Below are 19,626 nucleotides of genomic sequence, written 5' to 3'. Positions count from 1 at the left end.
CTTGTACATCCACCGCAATCGCCTCGCCGTGACGCTCAAACTCCCAGCGATAGATCGCACCGCTTGGCATTCGACTGCGTATGCACTCATGCGCGCTCAGGTCCATGGGGCTTAAAGGCGCAGCGTGCCTCGCAAAGTAAGCAGGGCTGCCCAATACGGCGAACCGCTGAGGGCGGCTGATATCGACGGCGATCATATCTTGCGCAACGCTATCGCCCAGGCGGATCCCCGCATCGAACCCTTGAGCCACAATATCGACCAGGCGCCCTTCGGTGACGATATCCACCTTCATTTGTGGATAGCGTTGCATGTACTCCAGCAGCAGTGGCATCACCTGCTTGGCGGCACCTGCTGAAGTATTGAGGCGCAAAGTACCGCTAGGCGCGGCCTGACTGTTGCCCGCTTGTTCAAGCGCCATGCGGATGGTCGACAAGGCGGGCGTCACCGTGCGCACAAATTCCGCGCCAATCTCCGAAAGGGACACGCTGCGCGTCGTGCGATTGAACAATCGCACACCCATTCGTGCCTCAAGCGCGGCGACCGAGTGACTCAGTGCCGACGTCGACACATTCAACTCTGTTGCTGCAGCCCGAAAGCTGCGATGCCGGGCGACTGCCAAGATTGCTTCCAGCTCGTTCAATCCCGATGTGTTCATTGTCCTGAATCGCTCATCAAGTCGTTTCGGTTTGTGCGGATTATCAGATCAATCATAGTGGCTTACCGTAGGGCATACCAATTGAGTGCCTTCGGAGGCTCCATGCTTCAGATCAACCAGATCTACATCAATGGTCAGTTCGTGACGCCCCACGGTGAAGAACGATTCGATCTGTTCAACCCAGCAACGGCCGAGCCCATTGCTCAGGTCCGCCTGGCTGACGAGCACGACGCGATCAGCGCGATCAGCGCCGCCAAGCAGGCATTTCCCGAGTTTTCCCGTACACCCAAATCGACGCGCGTTGATTACCTCAAGCGCATGCACGCCGCTGTTGCCTCTGTTGAAGCGGAACTCACGGCCGCCATCATCCTTGAGTACGGCGCGCCGTTATCGCGTGCACAGTGGATGGCCAAGCATGCCGCGAGCGTCCTGCTGGACGCTGCAAAGGTGTTGGATGATTACGAATTCACGCGGCGCATCGGTATCGCCGAAGTGACTATGCAACCCCTGGGCGTTGCCGGGCTCATCACACCCTGGAACAGCAATGCCGGTTTCATCTGCGGCAAGCTGGCCGCGGCGTTAGCCGCCGGGTGTACGGCAGTAATCAAACCCAGCGAAATGAGCGCCCTGCAGACCTCCATCGTCACGCGCGCGTTGCATGAAGCGGGTTTGCCGCCAGGGCTGTTCAACATTGTCACGGGCCGAGGTGAAACCGTCGGTGCCGTGCTGAGCACGCACCCAGATATTGCGAAAGTCTCGTTCACCGGGTCTACCGCCATCGGCAAACAAATCCTGCGTGCCGGCGCTGAAACCTTGAAACGAATCACGCTCGAATTGGGTGGGAAATCTCCGGTACTGATTCTCGAGGATGCCGATCTCGCTACCGCTGTACCCATGGCCATTCAAGCCGGCTTCATGAACAGCGGCCAAGCCTGTATCGCCGGCACCCGCATTCTTGTACCCGCGCACCGCCTGGCAGAAGTCGAAGCATTGATGGTCGAGGGAGTGGCGAAAGTCCAGGCGGGTGACCCCAATGACCCTGCCACCAGCGTTGGCCCTATGGTGAGTCTCAAGCAATGGCAACGCGTCCAGCGATACATACACATCGGCATGGAAGAGGGCGCCCACTTATTGGCCGGTGGTCCCGGATTGCCAGAGGACGTCGCGGCCGGTTGGTTTGTGAGGCCGACGGTTTTCAGCCGCGTGTCGAACCAGATGACCATCGCCCGTGAAGAGATCTTCGGCCCCGTCCTGTCGATCATCACCTACAACGACGAGGAAGAAGCGCTGGCGATAGCCAATGACACGGCCTACGGCCTCCAGGCGTACATCCTGTCTTCGGATCTGCCAAAGGCCCACGCACTGGCCAAGCGCATCGAGGCGGGCCGTGTGCTCATCAATACGTTGGCTCACGAACCTCTCGCACCTTTTGGTGGGTTCAAACAGTCAGGTATCGGCCGCGAGTGCGGGACGTTCGGTTTGGAGGCATTTCTGGAGCCAAAATCCATCCTGTCCTGACAAAACAGCATGCCGTTGGGGAAATCGATGCAAAGTGTTTCTGCATTTTTGGTATGGTGCAGCACATTTTCACAAGGATTGATCTTTTACCCGCAGGATGCGGCGTCGACCTTATTCAACGAGATGCTGTAGAAATGCCTGAACCGATACCGATCAAGGATCACGAAAAAGAAAACCGCCTGGTCAACAAGCGCCTGCTTGCTTGCGCGCTGCTGGTGATCGGCATCACCTGCGCCCTGGTTGGGCGCATGTACTTCCTGCAGGTGGTGCAGTACGACTACCACTCCACGATTTCTGAAAACAACCGTGTCCACGTATTGCCGATCACGCCGACCCGCGGGCTGATTTATGACCGCAATGGCGTCGTCCTCGCTGACAACCGCCCCAGTTACAACCTGACCATCACCCGCGAGCGCACCACCGACCTCAAGGGCGAACTGGACGCTATCGTCAGCCTGTTGCACCTGCCGGCCGAAGACCGCGCCGTGTTTGACAAGGCGCTCAAGCAGGCCCGCCATCCTTTCGTGCCCGTCACGCTGTTCTATGAGCTGACCGAAGAACAGATCGCCGTATTGGCGGTGAACGAATTCCGTTTGCCTGGCGTAGACGTCGAGCCGCAATTTGTCCGCCACTATCCATTGGGTGCGCATTTCGCCCACTCCATTGGCTACGTCGGCCGCATCAACGAGAAAGAATCCAAGGCTCTCGATTCGGTGGAGTACCGCGGGACCCAGTCCATCGGCAAGACCGGTATCGAGCGCTTCTACGAGTCCGAACTGCACGGCCACGTCGGCTATGAAGAGGTCGAGACCAACGCCCAAGGCCGTGTGCTGCGCGTGCTCAAGCACACCGACCCGATTCCCGGCAAAAACATCGTATTGAGCCTCGACGTCCACCTCCAGGAAGCCGCTGAAGAAGCCCTGGGCGATCGACGCGGTTCCGTGGTTGCCCTCGACCCGCAGACCGGCGAAGTACTGGCCATGGTCAGCAAGCCGAGCTTCGACCCCAACAGTTTTGTGACCGGGATCAGCTTCAAGGAATACGCCGCCCTGCACGATTCCATCGACCGCCCGCTGTTTAACCGCGTACTGCGCGGGCTGTACGCGCCGGGTTCGACCATCAAGCCCGAGGTGGCCATCGCCGGCCTCGACAGCGGTGTGGTCACGGCGCAAACCCGTGTGTTCGACCCCGGTTACTACCAGTTGCCCGATTTTGACCACAAATACCGTAACTGGAACCACAGCGGCGACGGCTGGGTGGACATGGACGCTGCGATCATGCGGTCCAACGACACCTACTTTTATGACCTGGCCCACAAGCTCGGCATCGATCGCCTGCACGATTACCTGGCTGAATTCGGCCTTGGCCAGAAAGTGTCCCTGGACATGTTCGAAGAGTCAGCAGGCCTGATGCCATCCCAAGCCTGGAAGCGCGCAACCCGCCGCCAGCCCTGGTTCCCGGGTGAAACCGTGATCCTCGGCATCGGCCAGGGCTACATGCAGGTCACCCCTCTGCAACTGGCCCAAGCCACTGCGCTGATCGCCAACAAAGGTGTGTGGAACCGGCCGCACCTGGCCAAGACGATCAATGGCGTGCCGCCAGTGGATCAGAACCCGATGCCGAACGTGGTCCTCAAGGACCCGCGCGACTGGGAACAGGTCAATCACGGCATGCAACTGGTTATGCATGATCCGCGTGGTATCGCGCGGGCGGCCGCACAGGGCGCGCAGTACCGTATTGCCGGCAAGAGTGGTACGGCGCAGGTGGTTGCGATCAAGCAGGGCGAGCGCTACGACCGTAACAAGACACTGGAGCGCCACCGTGACAACGCCTTGTTCGTGGGATTTGCGCCAGCGGAACATCCGAAGATTGTGATCTCGGTGATGATCGAGAACGGCGAGGCCGGTGGCCGCGTGGCGGGCCCGGTGGTCCGGCAAATCATGGACGCCTGGCTACTGGATCAGGACGGTCACCTCAAGCCGCAATATGCGACCCCCGCCAAGGCGCCCGGTGATCCGCACGTCTGAGTCAAACCTTCCACTCGTCCCACTGTTCCACGCCTTCATGCGCCAGCCAGGGCACATCGTGGGCCGTCCAGATGTGCGAGGTGGGCCGAACGCCAGGATCATCGTCCAGCGTCGCCACCCGCACAATCACATGGGGTTGATGCCCTCGCTCGGCCATCAGGTGTGAGCCGCAGCGAGAGCAGAAATGCCTGAACTTGCCCGGCGAAGATTCATACGACGATAAAAGCGCCTCACCCTGTGTCCAGCGAAAGTGCTCACGCATCACCCCTGCGGTGGCCACAAAAGGCGCCGCATGCACCTTGCGGCAGCTCTCGCAGTGGCAGTGGCTGATGGGCATGTCCAGGCTGTCGAGTTGATACTGCACTGCCTTGCAGAAACAACTTCCGTGGAGCTGTTGATTCATCGTGCGTGACCTCAAGGGGGGAGGGGGACAATCTACCTTTTGCCGCCACACTGCGCATTAGAGTGATACAAGGCATTGCCCTTATCTTGACATTGCTCTAAATTGCGAAGCGTTCTCATTCGCGCGCAATATCATTATGCCTCTGTCTGCTGTGCCTCACACTTCTCGTGAACCCGTTGGGCAGCTCTACGGTGATCACCACCGCTGGCTGGTCAGTTGGCTGCGTGCACGCCTGGGTTGCTCACAACAGGCGGCGGACCTGGCTCAAGACACTTTTGTCCGCTTGTTGCTGGCCGAGCGCACCCAGCCGGTGGCCGCTGAATTGAAAGAGCCCCGGCACTTTCTGGTGACGATTGCCAAGCGCGTGATGATCGACAGTTTCCGCCGCAAAGCCCTTGAGCAGGCTTACCTGCAGGCCTTGGCGGAACAACCGCAGGGTTACGCCATTTCGCCGGAAGAGCGATTATTGATCATCGAAACCCTGCAACGCCTGGATGCCATGCTTGATGGCTTAGGCCGCAAGGCCAAGCGCGCCTTCCTGCTCTCGCAATTGCAGGGGATGCCCTACAAAGACATTGCCGAAGCGCTGCAGGTATCCGTCAGCTCCGTAACCAAATACATCGCCAAAGCCACCGAGCATTGCCTGATCTTCGCCTTGGAGCATTGACCGTGACTCGCGATCCACAACGCCAGGCCCTCAGCGCGGCCGCCCACTGGGTGGCGCGCCTGGCGGCCGAACCCGGTGATCCTGAGTTGCACGCAGCATGGCGCACCTGGCGTGACGAAACCTCGCTGAACCAATGGGCCTGGCAGCGCGTGGAAGCTCTCCAGCACCAACTCCAATGCTTGCCCGGCGCGGTAGCGGTCAACGCAATGGACGCCGCTGACGACCAATCCCAGCGCTTCGGTCGTCGGGCAGTACTCAAGGGCGTGATGATCGGCGCCGGCGTGAGCGCCATCGGTTGGTCCGGCTATCGACAAGCGCCGCAATGGATGGCGGATCAACGCACCACCACGGGCGAACGCCACAGCCTGCGCCTGGACGATGGCACCCGGTTGTCCCTCAACACCGCCAGTGCCGTGGATATCCGCTACACCGCCGAACAGCGGCTGCTGATCTTGCGCGGCGGAGAAATCTTTGTAGAAACCGCCCCCGACCCGCGTCCTTTCCTGGTACGCAGTGCACAGGGTGAGATGCGTGCCCTCGGCACACGCTTTGATGTGCGCCAGTTTGATGGCTACACCGCCATGAGCGTCCTGGAGCATGCCGTGGCCGTGCGCCCGGGCGTCGAGCAGGCAGAGACGGTCATCACCGCCGGCCAGGCCGTCACCTTCGACAGCCAGCGCATGCTCTCCCTTCGGGCCAACGACCCGGGTGAGGGCGCTTGGGCGCAGGGGCGGCTGATCGTCGACAATTGGCGGCTGGATCGCCTGGTGGCCGAACTGGCACGCTATCGCCCGGGCTACCTGGGGTGCGCCACTGAAATCAGCCACCTGACCGTCTCGGGTGCCTACTCCCTGGACGACATCGACCTGACCCTCAACGCGCTGACCCACGCCTTGCCGGTACGCCTCACTTCACGCACTCGCTATTGGACGACAGTGGTCCCGCGCGCCTGAAACTGAAAACAATTATCAACCACCGTTGTCGATTTGCTGCACCTCGTTCGACTCCTCCTGCAAACCCCCTTCATTCGTTTCAAACCCCCAGGAGTCAACATGCGCGCAGGGCCTACTTCAGCCGCCAACCCACCCCTTCGGTCATTTCGCAAAAAGCCTTTGCAGGTCGCGTTGTTCGGCGTGTCGCTGATGGTACAAGCCGGGCTGCTGGCCCCGTTGTTTGCCAGTGGTTCCAGTGCCGTTGCCGCGAGCCAGCAAAAAGCCTTCGCGATCGCGCCCGGCCCACTGGGTTCGGTGCTGAGCCGCTTTGCCAGCGATGCCGGCGTGGTGTTGTCGTTCGACTCCGGCCTCACGGCTGGCAAGCAAAGCGCCGGCCTGCAGGGGACTTACAGCGTCGAACAAGGGTTTGCCCGACTGTTGGCCGGCAGCAATCTGGCCCTGGCAGCCAACAATGACGGCAGCTATGGCCTGGCGCCCCAGACCAGCGGTGGTGCCTTGACCCTGGGCGCCACCAGCATCAACGCCGAAGGGCTGGGCCTGACCACCGAAAGCACCGGTTCCTACACCACCGGTGCCACCAGCACTGCGTCCAAACTGCCGCTGTCCCTGCGCGAAACGCCACAGTCGGTCAGCGTGGTCACTCGCCAACTGATGGACGACCAGCACCTGTCCACGCTCAACGAAGTGCTGGCTTTTACCCCGGGCATCAGCAGCAACCACCGCGACAGCGAGCGCTACTCGTTTTACTCCCGTGGTTTCGAGATCCAGAACTTCCAGTACGACGGTATCCCGTCCCAGATCGCCAACGAATCCCAGCAGTACATCGGCCCGCTCTCGGACATGGCGATCTACGACCGTGTCGAGGTGGTGCGCGGAGCCACCGGCTTGATGAGCGGTGCCGGCACGCCCTCCGCCGTCATCAACCTGGTACGCAAGCGTCCGACCAAAGACTTCCAGGCCCACCTTTCGGGAGAGGCGGGCGCATGGGACCGTTACCGCTCTGAAGTGGATGTGTCCGGCCCACTGACGGAAACCGGCAATGTGCGCGGCCGCTTTGTCGCGGCGTACCAGAAGCAGCGCTCCTTCGTGGACTGGTACAAGGAAGACAAGCGCGTGATGTATGGCGCGCTCGATATCGACCTGAACGACACCACCACCCTGCGCACCAGCCTGGATTACCAGAACAACGACGCCAACGGCAGCAGCTACGGGCATATCCCGTTGTTCTACAACAATGGCAAGCAGACGAACTTTTCCCGCTCATTCAACCCGGCTTCACGTTCCAGCTACATGGACAACACCAGCTACACCTTCACCACGATGCTGGACCATAAACTGGACAACGATTGGAGCCTGAAAACGGCCTATAGCCATCAGTATTCCTATCGCAAAGGGCAGGGTGCTTCCGCCAGTGGCGGCTACCCGGACCCGGTCACCGGCCAAGGCGCCGGGGCGTTCATCTATCGCCTCGACAGCTACCAGACCCAGGACACGCTGGATGTCTACGCCAATGGCCCGTTCCAGCTGGGCGGTCGTGAGCACGAGTTGGTGGTGGGCGCGAGCTCGACGCATACCCACCTGAATTTCCCCAACTACAGCAGTACGCTGGCCGGCCAGGACGGTGATTACGGTGATGTCGACAATATCTTCAGTTGGGATGGCCGACAGTTTGGACGCCGTTCCTACAACGAAGTCGGGGGGGCGGTGACCACGCTGCAACAGACCGGTGTGTACGGCGCGCTGCGTTTGAAACCGCTGGACCCGCTGACCCTCATTCTCGGCACCCGCGTCAGCTGGTGGAAGCAGCTCGATGAGGTGACGAACTACGCGCCTTACTCGCAAACCACCGACAAAACCAAGAAGAGCGGGGTCGTCACACCCTACGCCGGCATTATCTATGACCTCAACGACACCTACTCGGTCTACGCCAGCTACACCAGCATCTTCCTGCCACAGACCTTCTACAAAACCGCCAGCGGCAGCTCGCTGGCACCGCTGGAAGGGGACAACTACGAGATCGGCCTCAAGGGTGAATTCTTCGACGGCGCGCTGAACGCGAGCATCGCCCTGTTCGACATCGAGCAGAAGAACACGGCGGCCGATTCGGGTAACGATGCCAGCGGGAAAACCGTGTACAAAGCCATCGCCGGCACCACCACGCGGGGTGTCGAAACCGAGATTTCCGGTGAGATCGCCGCAGGCTGGAACGTGTTTGGCGGTTATACCTACCGCGAGTCCCATTCCAAGGACGGCGAGCGTGTGCAGGTCAACCAGCCGATCAACCTGTTCAAGCTCGGCACCTCTTATCGCCTGCCTGGCGCACTGAACCGTCTGACCGTGGGCGGCAATGTCACCTGGCAAAGCGAGATGTATGCCACCTCGCAAATCAACTACACCGGGCCTTACTACAAGGCCGTGCAAGACCCGTTCGCCGTGGTGGGCCTGCTGGCCAACTACCAGGTGGACGAGCACCTGTCCGTGGGGCTGAACGTCAACAACCTGTTTGACAAGAAATACTACGACGGCATGGGCACGTTCAACTCCGGCTCCTACGGCGAGCCGCGCAACGCGATGGTCAACGCCAAGTGGAAATTCTGAGGGTCTAGCACTGCCAGTGCGCGGCCGAAAAGGTTGCGCATTGGTCGATGTCGCCTACTGTCAATGGAGGAGGTGACTTATGCACGTACTAGATCGCATCGAACGAAAAGTCCTGCTCAATGCTTCACGCAAACAGGTGTGGGAGGCACTCACCGATGCCGAACAGTTTGGCAGCTGGTTCGGTATCGCCCTCAAGGGCAAAGCCTTCGCAGCGGGGGAAACCCTCGAAGCGCCGATCACTTACCCGGGTTACGAGCACGTGGTCTGGAAGGCCAGGATCGAACGCATCCTGCCGCAAACCCTGTTTTCTTTCTGGTGGCACCCTTACGCGGTCGAGAAGGAGGTCGATTACGACAAGGAGACGCCCACGCTGGTCGAATTCACCCTCGAAGACCGTGCCCCTGGCATTCTGCTCCGTGTGGTGGAATCGGGGTTTAATGCGGTGCCCGAAGCCCGTCGCCAAAAAGCCTTCAAGATGAACTCCCGAGGCTGGGACGAACAAATGGGCAACATCGAAACCTACCTCAACCAGGCCTGACCTCCCCCTACACACTGTAGTGAGCGGGCTTGCCCCGCGCGGCGGCGCATCAGGCGCATCATACTTACCAGACACACCGCCGCGCGGGGCAAGCCCGCTCACTACAAGCTGTCAGCCTTCGTGGGCCGTGGTGATTTCCAGGGTATCGGTGAAGGTCACCAGCACACTCTGCCCCACCTTGAGGTCTTTAAGCCCTGCACGGATCTCCGGTTTTTCCACATTCAGCACCTTGGTCGCCCCCGTCGGGTTTTCCAGGGTGACCTGGTTTTTCTTCAAGTCGATATGGGTGATCTTCAACTGCACCTGCACCTGGCGGAACGCCGCACCGCCCGGGTTCGGGTTGTCGGCGGTCGCGCGGATCACACCGGTTTTTTCGCTGGCATCCGGGGCGCTTTTGTCGACGTCGGTGTCGAGCACGGCCGCAACCGAATGGGTGGTCAGCACTTTAACTTGATCGCCCACCTTGAGATTGCCCAGGTCCTTGGCATCCTCGCTGAGCTGCACATGCACCGGGTTGCCTTGGGCGCCAGCAAGCACCACTTGATGCTTGGCGGCATCCACCGACAGCACCTTGGTGGTCACTTCATCGGCTTCAAGGGATTTGGACAGCGGGATATCGGCGGCGTAGGCGAGGTTGCCGGCTGCCAGGAGTGTGGCCAGGGCAATGGCCTGGCGAAGCGTGCGAATTGCTTTCATTGAGTGGACTTCCCTGTGAGTGAAGCCCTGAGTCTAGTGGCGAGCCAGCGATGCGCAACTGCACCGGCTCGCCATCCAGTCAAACGTTTAGAAGTCCACCGTGGCTGACAGCTTGGCCACACGTGGATCGCCCTGGGTCAGGTAACCCCCGAGTGCCGACTCCCAATACTTGGTGTTCGCGACGTTCTCCACGGTCGCGCCCAGCGTCACGTCACGCTGTTGCACCTTGAAGCTGTAGCGTGCACCCACATCGAAACGGTTCCACGTTGGCAGGCTCAAGTTGTTGGCGGCGTCGGCGTACTGGCCACCGGTACGCAGCATGCGGCCGTTGACCGTCACGCCTTGCAGGCCTGGCACATCCCAATCCACCCCGGCGTTGAGCTGGAACGAAGGCACGCCGACCGCACGGTTGCCGTCATTGGCGCCGCCCGCGGTACCGCTGACTTCGGTGTGGATGATCGTCGCACCGCCCAGCAGGCGCAGGCCGGCAACGGGCTCGCCGAAGACGTTCAACTCGACGCCCTTGTTGACCTGCTCACCCTGGAACACAAACGTTGCGGTGCCATCCCCGTTCAGCTCGGAGTAACCCTGGGTCGGTTGTTCGATGCGGTACACGCCCAGCGTTGCGCCGTAGCTGCCCATGTCCACCTTCACACCGGCCTCGGTCTGTTTCGAGCGGGCGGGTGCAAAGGTCTGGTTCTTGTTGGTCACGTTGGCGCCGGCAAAGGTCGTCGGCGCGGTCGGCCCGGACGCCAGGCCTTCGATGTGGTTGGCATAGAACGACACATGGTCCCACGGCTTGAACACCAGGCCGTACACCGGCGTGGTGATGCCCTTGTTGTAGTTGGCCGTGCGTTCGCCGGTACCGTAGGCATATCCCTGTACCACCAGTTCCTGGCGACGCAGGCCGGCGGTGAACAGCACGCGGTCATCCAGGAAACCAAAGGTGTCCGATACTGCGGCACTGCGGGCGAAGGTCTTGGCGGTAATGCCCGGGTCGTTCATGTCGCCGCCCGTGAAGCTGCCCTTGACCGGCTGCGCCACGTCGACCGGGTTGTAGATATTGCTGGCGTGCTCGGTGAAGTCGAAGTCGTAGGCATTGCGAGACTGGGTCCAGATCCCGGTCAAACCGACGTTCAGCTTGTGGCTGACGGCGCCGGTCTGGAACTTGCCGTTGAGGCCTGCCATCAGGCTGGTGTTGTCTTCCTGGTGGGCGATGCGCGAGCCGGTCACGGTGGCGTTGCCCAGCGTGTCGTTCACGGTGGTCGAGGAGTAACGCCCGATCTCGTTGGTGTGCTTGGCGCCGCCTGCGATGTAGGCGGTCCAGTTATCGTTGAGGTCGTACTCGCCACGCAGCATGCCGAAGGTGTCCTCCAGGCTGGTGGTCGCCCAGCTTGGCGCGTAGTTGGTGTCGGCCGAAGGCGCGTCAGGAATGTGGGTCAGTGTCTTGCCGAGGAACACCGAGTTGCGCCCGCCGTTGACTTGCTGTTTCTGGTACACGAAGTCTCCCGACAAGCGCAGGGCATCACCACGGTAGTCCAGGCCGACCGAGAACAGCTTCGAGCGCTGGCTTTCGTCGTCCACGCCGGTATCGCCTTCGCGCTGGGAAAGGTTCACCCGCGCGCCGAAACGGTTGTCTTCGCCGAAGCGCTGGCCGATGTCCAGGTGTTCGCCCACCCGGCCGTCGTTGCTGATGTCGGTGCTGAAGCGGCGCAGCGGCACGTCGTCGGCGCGCTTGGGTTGCAGGTTCACACCGCCACCAATGCCTGAACCGCCTGGGGTTACGCCATTGATAAAGGCATTGGGGCCCTTGAATACTTCAACCCGTTCCAGCGCGTCGGTGGACATGAGCTGGCGCGGCACGATGCCGTACAGGCCGTTGAACGAGATATCGTCGCCATTGAGCGGCAGGCCACGAATCACAAAGGCTTGCGATTGGTTGGCATACCCCGACGCCTGGCGCACCGAGGAGTCATTGAGCAACACATCGCCGACGGTTTGCGCCTGCTGGTCGCGAATCAGTTTTTCGGTGTAGGAAGACAGGCTGAACGGCACGTCCATGATGTCCTGGTTGCCCAGCACACCCAACTGGCCACCGCGTGCCACTTGGCCACCGGCGTAGACCGGGGGCAGGGCGCTAGCCGTTGGCGCATCGGCATTGATCTGGGTGGCGCCCAATTCCAGGGTGTTGCCGTCCTGACTGTTGTTCGCATCCTGCGGGGTGACGGGGGCGGCAGCGTGAGCGCCAAGGCTCAGGGAGCAGCAAAGGGCGAGCAGGGTGGGGCGAAACGGCACAGAAAGTCGGGTACGGGTGGGCATGGTCGATCCTGACGGCGAACCGTCACTGTGAGGAATAGGGCAACAACGTTGCGCGTCCTCGCTGCGCGATACGACTCCGGTGCAAATGATAGTGATTGTTATTAATGTTTTGCAACAAATTTGTCGGATTGCAGTCTGCGTGCGCGTTAACGTGCCGCGTTTGTGCAGATGCCGAGTAGAATCACGCCCTGAAAGCGATTCCAGAGGTGCGGTACGGTGGATTTACAGCAGGGTTTTGTCCTGACCCGGCATTGGCGCGATACCCCGATGGGCACGGAGGTCAGCTTCTGGCTGGCCACCGACGCCGGCCCGAGGTTTATCCGACTCCCCATGCAGACGTCGGTGATGTTTATCCCCGAGGCCCACCGCAAGCCGCTGGACTGGTTGCTCAAGGGCGAGCGCGACATCGAGCTGCGCCCGCTGCAGTTGCAGGACTTTCATCATCGCCCGGTGTTGGGCCTCTACACCCGCCAGCACCGCCAGGCCATGGACGTGGAAAAGCGCCTGCGCGCAGCCGGTGTCGATGTCTATGAAGGCGACGTGCGCCCGCCCGAGCGCTACATGATGGAGCGCTTCATCACCGCCCCGGTGTGGTTCGGCGGCACCCCTGACGCCAACGGTGCGCTGTCCGAGGCGCAGATGAAGCCCGCCCCCGACTACCGTCCGCCGCTCAAGCTGGTGTCCCTGGACATCGAGACCACCGCCCAGGGCGACCTCTATTCCATCGCCCTCGAAGGCTGCGGCGAGCGCCAGGTGTACATGCTCGGCCCGCCGAACAAGGTCGACGCGGTCGACTTCAAGCTCGATTACTGCGACACCCGTGCCCAGTTGCTCGAACGCCTTAACCAATGGCTGGCCCAGCATGACCCCGATGCAATCATCGGCTGGAACCTGGTGCAGTTTGACCTGCGGGTGCTCCACGAACATGCCCAGCGCCTCAAGGTGCCGTTGATGCTCGGCCGGGGCGACGAGCCCATGGCCTGGCGCGAGCACGGTAGCCGCACGCATTTCTTTGCGGCGGCGGCAGGGCGGCTGATCATCGACGGCATCGAAGCCCTGCGTTCGGCCACCTGGAGTTTTGAATCCTTCAGCCTGGAAAACGTCGCGCAAACCTTGCTCGGCGAGGGCAAGGACATCTCCACGCCGTACCAGCGCATGGACGAAATCAACCGCATGTTCGCCGAGGACAAGCCCGCGCTGGCACGCTACAACCTCAAGGACTGCGAGCTGGTCACGCGGATTTTCGAGAAGACCGAACTGCTCAAGTTCCTGCTCGAACGGGCCAGCGTCACCGGCTTGCCGGCCGACCGCAGCGGCGGTTCCGTCGCCGCGTTCACCCACCTGTACATGCCGCTGATGCACCGCCAGGGCTTCGTCGCGCCAAACCTGGGCGACAAACCGCCTCAGGCCAGCCCCGGTGGGTTTGTCATGGACTCGCGCCCCGGCCTCTACGAATCAGTGCTGGTGCTCGACTACAAAAGCCTCTACCCGTCGATCATCCGCAGCTTTCTCATCGACCCGGTGGGCCTGGTCGAAGGCCTCAAGCACCCCGACGACAGCGAGTCGGTGGAAGGCTTTCGCGGTGCGCGTTTCTCCCGCACCCGGCACTGTCTGCCGTCCATCGTCGCGCGGGTTTCCGAAGGGCGCGAAGTGGCCAAGCGCGAACACAACGCGCCGTTGTCCCAGGCCCTCAAAATCATCATGAACGCCTTCTACGGTGTGCTGGGCTCCAGCGGCTGTCGCTTCTTCGATACTCGGCTTGCGTCCTCGATCACGATGCGCGGCCACCAGATCATGCGCCAGACCCGCGCGCTGGTTGAAGCCCAGGGATATGAGGTGATCTACGGCGACACCGACTCGACGTTTGTGTGGCTGGGCAGTGCCCATTCCCAGGACGACGCCAGCCGCATCGGCCAGGCGCTGGTGCAGCACGTCAACAACTGGTGGTGCGAGCACTTGCGCACTGAGTTCGGCCTGCAAAGCGCCTTGGAATTGCAGTACGAAACCCACTTCAGCCGCTTCCTTATGCCGACCATCCGTGGCGCGGAGGAGGGCAGCAAAAAGCGCTACGCCGGCCTGGTGGTGCGCGGCGATGGCAGCGAAGAAATGGTCTACAAAGGCCTGGAGACCGTGCGCAGCGACTGGTCGCCCCTGGCGCGACAGTTCCAGCAGGAGCTTTATCAGCGCATCTTCCATCGCCAGCCCCATCAGGACTACGTGCGCGACTACGTGCGGCGCACCCTGAGCGGCGAGTTGGACGACCTGCTGATCTACCGCAAGCGCCTGCGCCGCAAACTCGACGACTACGAGCGCAATGTGCCGCCCCATGTGCGTGCCGCACGCCTGGCGGATGACTACAACGACCGTCTGGGGCGTCCGCGGCAGTACCAGCGCGGTGGCTGGATCAGCTACGTGATCAGCGTCAATGGCCCCGAACCGCTGGAAGTGCGCCAGGCGCCCATCGACTACGACCACTACGTCACGCGGCAATTGCAACCGGTGGCCGACGCGATCCTGCCGTTCGTGGACGACGATTTCAGCACCTTGGTGGGTGGGCAGATGGGCCTGTTTTAAAACGCTTGATTCGTGCGGGCGCCAGCCTGCACTCTCTGTCTCTGACGACCCTCAGACGGCAGCGCCTCCATGACCCAGATCACCCTGACCGGCACCACGGTCGAACTCCAGCCCCTGCTCCGCGACCACAAGGCCGCCTTGCTCGACGCCGCCGCCGATGGCGAACTGTGGAACCTCAAGGTCACCAACGTCCCGGGGCCGGACACCGTCGATAAGTACATCGACACCGCCCTGGCTGGGCGTGATGCCGGCACCGTCATTCCGTTCACCATCGTGCGCCGTGACAGCGGCCAGGTAGTGGGCAGCACGCGGTTCTGGAAAGTCGACCGGGTCAACCGCAAGCTGGAAATCGGCCACACTTGGCTGGCGCAATCCACGCAAAAAAGCGCGGTCAACACCGAAGCCAAACTGCTGTTGCTGACCTACGCCTTCGAAGTGCTCGACTGCGTGCGCGTGCAATTCACCACCGATGAACTCAACGAAAAATCCCGCGCCGCGATCCTGCGCCTGGGCGCCGTGCAGGAAGGCATCGTGCGCCACGAACGCATCATGCCCGACGGGCGCAAGCGCAACTCGGTGCGCTTCAGCATCATCGACTCGGAATGGCCGCAGGTGAAGGCCGGTTTGCAGGCCAAACTGCAACGCTAGGAGGAAAGGCCCATGTACACGCTCTATGGCATCGACGAATCCGGCTCCTGCATGATCGAAATCGCCCTGCAGCGCTGCGCGGTGCCGTGGCGGCGGGTCGACGCGGCCTCGTGGGCAGAGGGCGAGGGCAGTGATGAACTGGCGCGCATCAACCCACTCAAGCAAGTGCCCACCCTGGTCACGCCGGATGGCCAGGTGCTGACGGAAAGTGCCGCGATCCTCATCCACCTCGGCCTGGAGTTTCCCGCCGCCGACCTGCTGGGCGGCAACCGTGCCCAGGTTATCCGCGGCCTGGTGTACATCGCCGCCAATTGCTACTCGGCCATCGGCATCATCGACTACCCGCAACGCTGGCTGGGCAATGTCAATGAAACGGTGCAGGCGCAACTGGTCACCGGCACCCGGCGCTACCTGCACCAGGCCTGGGTGGTGTTCGCCGACCAGTTTGCCGAGCAGTTGTTTTCTCCAGGCGGAGAGCCGAATGCGCTGGGCCTGATGGCGGCGGCGGTGTCGCGTTGGGACGAATCACGGGAGGCGTTGAACGGCCTCGCCCCGGGCTTTGCACAAACCCTGGCGCAGGTGGACGCCGACCCTGTCGTGGCTCCCGTGTTTGCGCGGCATTGGCCGGAGTGGAAGGTCTCATGATGTTTCCGTAATCAGTGGAAACAATCACCGCAGACCCGGTCCAACCCCTTGCGTAGCGGGCGTCCTGACCTACGCTTTCTTAAAGTGGTGTAGGAATCATCCTTGAATTTGACTGTCGCAGACATGAAACTCAAGAACCCTGCATGGAATTGGAAGGAGGTGCGCATGCTCATCCGGTCGCTGACCCTGGCTACCTTGATGGCTTTTACGGGGCCGCTGTTGGCCGCTGATGATATCAACCCGCTCAAGCAGGATTTGGGCAAATCACGCCCGCTGGTGGTGGTGGAGCTGGACTCCGGCAACCCGACCCTGGCCACCCTCAAGAAGCAATTGAACGAGCCCGCCACCAAGCAGTCCTTCGAAGAACGCAACATGGTGTTCTACACCGTGTCATTCGGCAGCATCGGTGCCGAAGGCGAGAAGTTCGCCAAGGACCCCAAGGACAGCAAGAAGCTCACGCCACCGGAAACCAACGCCCTGATCCGCGCCCTCAAGCTGGGTGCCGGTAGCGGTACCAAGGTGATTCTGGTGGGCAAGGACGGCGAGAAGAAAGTCGAGAAGACTGTGCCACCGGACACCCTCGACCTGAAGGAATTCTTCAGCGCCATCGACCAGATGCCCCAGGCTGAAAAAGACCTGGCCGCACCGGCCGAGCCCGAGCCTGCTGCGACGCCTCCCGCCAAAGGGGCCAAGCCTGCCAAACCGGCCAAGCCGGAAAAAGCCGGCAGCAAACCAGCCCCCCAACAACTCGACGACTGAAACACATAACACCCTGTGGGAGCCGGGCTTGCCCGCGATGACGTCGTGTCAGCTACCAAAGACTTAGCTGAACCACCGCCATCGCGGGCAAGCCCGGCTCCCACATTGGGTCTCCAGTGTTCCTTAACTTGTCGCCTTATTCCCGGCCGGTTTACGCACCGGAAACGGAAAGTAGAAGAACCTCAAGAACGCCACCCGCTTGATCACTTCCCCGATCAACAACGGCACCACCACCGCTACCACAAAACCCACGCACGCCGCGACAAACGCGTGCAGCCCCAGCCGCTCCAGCAGGTCAACCGTCTTGTGCTGGATCTCACCGTGGAAGATCAGCAGGATCAAGGTGTTCTGGCCAATGTAAGTCATCGCCCGTGTGATGAGGGTCGACACCATCAGCACCCGCGCCAGTGACCAGCACGCGTACACGCCGAGCACCGCCAGCAGGCTGGTCCACAGCCAGTGGTCATAGCGTCGTTGCGCCAGGTCCATGGTGGCGTGGCTGCCAAGGAACACGGCGGCGAACAACGCCACCGAAATCACCAGCGCCAGCCACGATCCTTCGTGCCGACGCAGCCAGTCGCGCAGCAGGTAGCCGCAGATGAAGTAGGTGCTGCTGATCAGGGTGATTTCAAGCCCGAAGGGCAAGCCGGGCACCACCCAGGTCTGGCCGCCGACGCTCACCGGTACTTGCCAGAACCACGGCAGTACCCAGATGCCGATCAACAGCTGTGGCACCATCAGCAGGCAGCTCACCGGCAGTGACAACTTCAGGCGTTGGATCAGGCGCAGCATCACCCAACTGAACAGGATCGCGACCCAGAAGTGCGGCAGAAACCACAGTGCCTGCCAGGGAATGGTGTCCACCGAGGCATACAGAACGCCGCCGATATCCGGCAGCAGGGGTTGGCCGCGCAGTACGTCGCGTACGATCACATACACCAGCATGGTGAAGAAAAACGGTTTGAGCAGACCGTCGGCCTTGCGCACCGCCATCTCCACAAACGGCTGCTCGGGCTTGAAGAACACACCGGACAGGAAAAAAAACAGCGGCAAGATGAACGAGGCAATAATCGGGTACTGCAACTCCAGCGAGTTCGCCACGAACCAACTGTGACCGTACACGATCATCAAGATGCCGATGCCCTTGGCAATGTCCATTTGAATCCAACGATGCTTCACGTGACCTCTCCCTCTCTATAAACCCCTGTCGCGCGCCTCACGCCTTGCGCCACGGCTTCAACCACAGCCCCATCCCAAGCAACACCACCGCACCCGCCAGGGTGCTCAGCCCCAATTGCAACCACACGCTTTCAATCCGAAACAACGCCAGCGCCGCCAACCCCATCGCCAGCGCACTGAGTCCCCATTGCCGCGCCCAGGGCAGGGCGCCGAGCAGCGATTGACGCTGCATCAGCAGCAACGCCGTGCAGATCACCCCCGCCAGCGCCGCCAACGGAATGCCCGCCAGGCCGAACACGAAAGGCAGGGCGCCCAGCAATACCACGTTGACCAAACTGCCGAGCAGCTCGCAACGCAATGGCTGGCGCGTGTCGCCGGCCGCATAGGCATAACGCGCCAGCAACGCATTCCAGGCGCCGAACACCAGCGGCACGGCAAACCAGGCCAGCAGCAACGGCAACGGCGAATCCACCGATTGCTTGGGCAGCAGCAATGCCACCAGGCTCGGCGCAGCGGCCACCAGGCCCACCCCGGCCGGCAGGGTCAGCACGCTGGCGGTTTCCAGGCCGCGCTTGAGCAGGGCCAGGCGCTCATCGCCCTGACGCCGGCTCATCATGCCCAACAGCACTTGGTTGAGGCTCATCAGCGCAATCAGCGGCAGGTTCATCAGCTTGCGCGCCAGGTTGACCCAGGTCACCGCACCTTCACCGAGCAACGACGCCACTAGCCGCTCGATCAACGCCAAGCCCTGGCTGGCGCCGTTGCTCAACAGCAATGGGCCGATGCGTTGGCCCAACTCCCGCAGCGGTGTAAAGGACATCTGCCAGCGCCACGGCCGCCAGCCCTGGCGCCAGATCGACGGCAGCAGTGCCAAGGGCATCAACACGCTGCCGGCCAGGCACGCCAAGGCCAGGGAGTGCGGTTGCGTGGCGGTGCCGGCCAGGGCGAGGTAGGTCACCGGCGGCAGGTTGAAGAGCAACGAGCCCAACCCCGCCAGCACAAAGCGTTCGCTGGCCTGCAACGGAATACTGAACAGCGCATGCAGCATCAACCCCGGCACGCACCAGGCCACGATCTGCAGGTTGCTACTGGCCAGGGCCGTGGCGTTGGCCGCCAAGCCGGGGCCGAGTAACTGCACCAGCCAGGGCGCCAACACCGTCAGCAGCAGGCCTGTGACCAGGGCAATCAGCATCAACGCCGGGAACAGCACCGCCAGCCAATCCAGGCGTTCGCCGTCCTTGCGCTCCAGGTACAACGGCAACGCGGCGGCACTGAGCACACCACCGGCCAATGACATACGTAACGCTTCGGGCAAGAACAGCGCGATCAGGAATGCATCGCTGCGCTCCCCCGCGCCCCAGGCCGCCACCAGCAGCCATTCACGGGCGAACCCCAGGCACAGGCCCAGCAGGGTCGCCAGGGTCAGCCAGACGGCAGAGCCGAGCAT

Annotated in this window: 16 protein-coding genes; 10 read left to right on the top strand and 6 right to left on the bottom strand. The window is 61.8% G+C overall.

What is annotated here, in order from left to right; translation table 11 throughout:
* The coding region (locus HX792_RS29535) for a LysR family transcriptional regulator (protein ID WP_176999361.1) at positions 1-655 on the bottom strand (655 nt) is incomplete at its 3' end.
* 102 nt (positions 656-757) lie between these two features.
* Here HX792_RS29535 and HX792_RS29530 point away from each other — a divergent pair.
* Complete coding sequence (locus tag HX792_RS29530) at positions 758-2,173, top strand: aldehyde dehydrogenase family protein (protein ID WP_176999360.1); 1,416 nt, start codon at positions 758-760, stop codon at positions 2,171-2,173.
* A 134-nt stretch (positions 2,174-2,307) separates the two neighbouring features.
* Positions 2,308-4,200, top strand: coding sequence for a penicillin-binding protein 2 (gene mrdA, locus HX792_RS29525; protein ID WP_176999359.1), 1,893 nt, complete (start codon positions 2,308-2,310; stop codon positions 4,198-4,200).
* Position 4,201: 1 nt separating this feature from the next.
* Here the strand turns inward: mrdA and HX792_RS29520 are convergent, their stop codons facing one another.
* Positions 4,202-4,603, bottom strand: a complete 402-nt coding sequence (locus HX792_RS29520) for a GFA family protein (protein WP_176999358.1) — start codon at positions 4,601-4,603, stop codon at positions 4,202-4,204.
* Between the two features lie 136 nt (positions 4,604-4,739).
* Between HX792_RS29520 and HX792_RS29515 the strand changes: the two genes are divergently transcribed.
* From HX792_RS29515 to HX792_RS29500, 4 genes are all read left to right on the top strand, one after another.
* Positions 4,740-5,270 (top strand): sigma-70 family RNA polymerase sigma factor, encoded by a 531-nt coding sequence (locus tag HX792_RS29515; protein WP_176999357.1) that lies wholly within the window; start codon positions 4,740-4,742, stop codon positions 5,268-5,270.
* Between the two features lie 2 nt (positions 5,271-5,272).
* Positions 5,273-6,223 (top strand): FecR domain-containing protein, encoded by a 951-nt coding sequence (locus tag HX792_RS29510; protein ID WP_176999356.1) that lies wholly within the window; start codon positions 5,273-5,275, stop codon positions 6,221-6,223.
* Between the two features lie 99 nt (positions 6,224-6,322).
* On the top strand, positions 6,323-8,821 hold the full coding sequence (locus HX792_RS29505; RefSeq protein WP_176999355.1) for a TonB-dependent receptor: 2,499 nt from the start codon (positions 6,323-6,325) through the stop codon (positions 8,819-8,821).
* Between the two features lie 79 nt (positions 8,822-8,900).
* Entirely contained in the window at positions 8,901-9,359 is a 459-nt protein-coding gene (locus HX792_RS29500; protein WP_176999354.1) for an SRPBCC family protein, read from the top strand.
* A 111-nt stretch (positions 9,360-9,470) separates the two neighbouring features.
* Here HX792_RS29500 and HX792_RS29495 read toward each other — a convergent pair whose 3' ends face one another.
* On the bottom strand, positions 9,471-10,055 hold the full coding sequence (locus tag HX792_RS29495; RefSeq protein ID WP_176999353.1) for a hypothetical protein: 585 nt from the start codon (positions 10,053-10,055) through the stop codon (positions 9,471-9,473).
* A gap of 87 nt (positions 10,056-10,142) precedes the next feature.
* Positions 10,143-12,374: a TonB-dependent siderophore receptor gene (locus HX792_RS29490; RefSeq protein ID WP_176999352.1), complete on the bottom strand. Its 2,232-nt coding sequence runs from the start codon at positions 12,372-12,374 to the stop codon at positions 10,143-10,145.
* Between the two features lie 216 nt (positions 12,375-12,590).
* Here HX792_RS29490 and HX792_RS29485 point away from each other — a divergent pair, with 216 nt between their 5' ends.
* The 4 genes from HX792_RS29485 (at position 12,591) to HX792_RS29470 (ending at position 17,000) form a co-directional block, all read left to right on the top strand.
* Positions 12,591-14,948: a DNA polymerase II gene (locus tag HX792_RS29485; RefSeq protein ID WP_176999351.1), complete on the top strand. Its 2,358-nt coding sequence runs from the start codon at positions 12,591-12,593 to the stop codon at positions 14,946-14,948.
* 69 nt (positions 14,949-15,017) lie between these two features.
* Positions 15,018-15,596, top strand: coding sequence for a GNAT family N-acetyltransferase (locus HX792_RS29480; RefSeq protein ID WP_176999350.1), 579 nt, complete (start codon positions 15,018-15,020; stop codon positions 15,594-15,596).
* A 12-nt stretch (positions 15,597-15,608) separates the two neighbouring features.
* Positions 15,609-16,241 (top strand): glutathione S-transferase N-terminal domain-containing protein, encoded by a 633-nt coding sequence (locus HX792_RS29475; RefSeq protein WP_176999349.1) that lies wholly within the window; start codon positions 15,609-15,611, stop codon positions 16,239-16,241.
* Positions 16,242-16,406: 165 nt separating this feature from the next.
* A complete protein-coding gene (locus HX792_RS29470; RefSeq protein ID WP_176999348.1) occupies positions 16,407-17,000 on the top strand; it encodes a DUF4174 domain-containing protein in 594 nt (197 codons plus the stop codon).
* A 123-nt stretch (positions 17,001-17,123) separates the two neighbouring features.
* On the opposite strand, the gene HX792_RS29465 is transcribed toward HX792_RS29470, so the two are convergent.
* Together HX792_RS29465 and HX792_RS29460 are read right to left on the bottom strand one after the other, a co-directional pair.
* The gene (locus HX792_RS29465; protein WP_371319390.1) at positions 17,124-18,179 is read right to left on the bottom strand and encodes an acyltransferase family protein; all 1,056 of its coding nucleotides are present in this window, start codon (positions 18,177-18,179) and stop codon (positions 17,124-17,126) included.
* 37 nt (positions 18,180-18,216) lie between these two features.
* Positions 18,217-19,626, bottom strand: coding sequence for a lipid II flippase MurJ (locus tag HX792_RS29460; RefSeq protein ID WP_176999347.1), 1,410 nt, complete (start codon positions 19,624-19,626; stop codon positions 18,217-18,219).

Origin of the sequence: Pseudomonas sp. B6002 (genome assembly GCF_013385985.1) — a bacterium.
GTDB lineage: Bacteria > Pseudomonadota > Gammaproteobacteria > Pseudomonadales > Pseudomonadaceae > Aquipseudomonas.
Note: the sequence above shows the minus strand (reverse complement) of the source record. Positions and strands in the feature narration are given on the sequence as shown.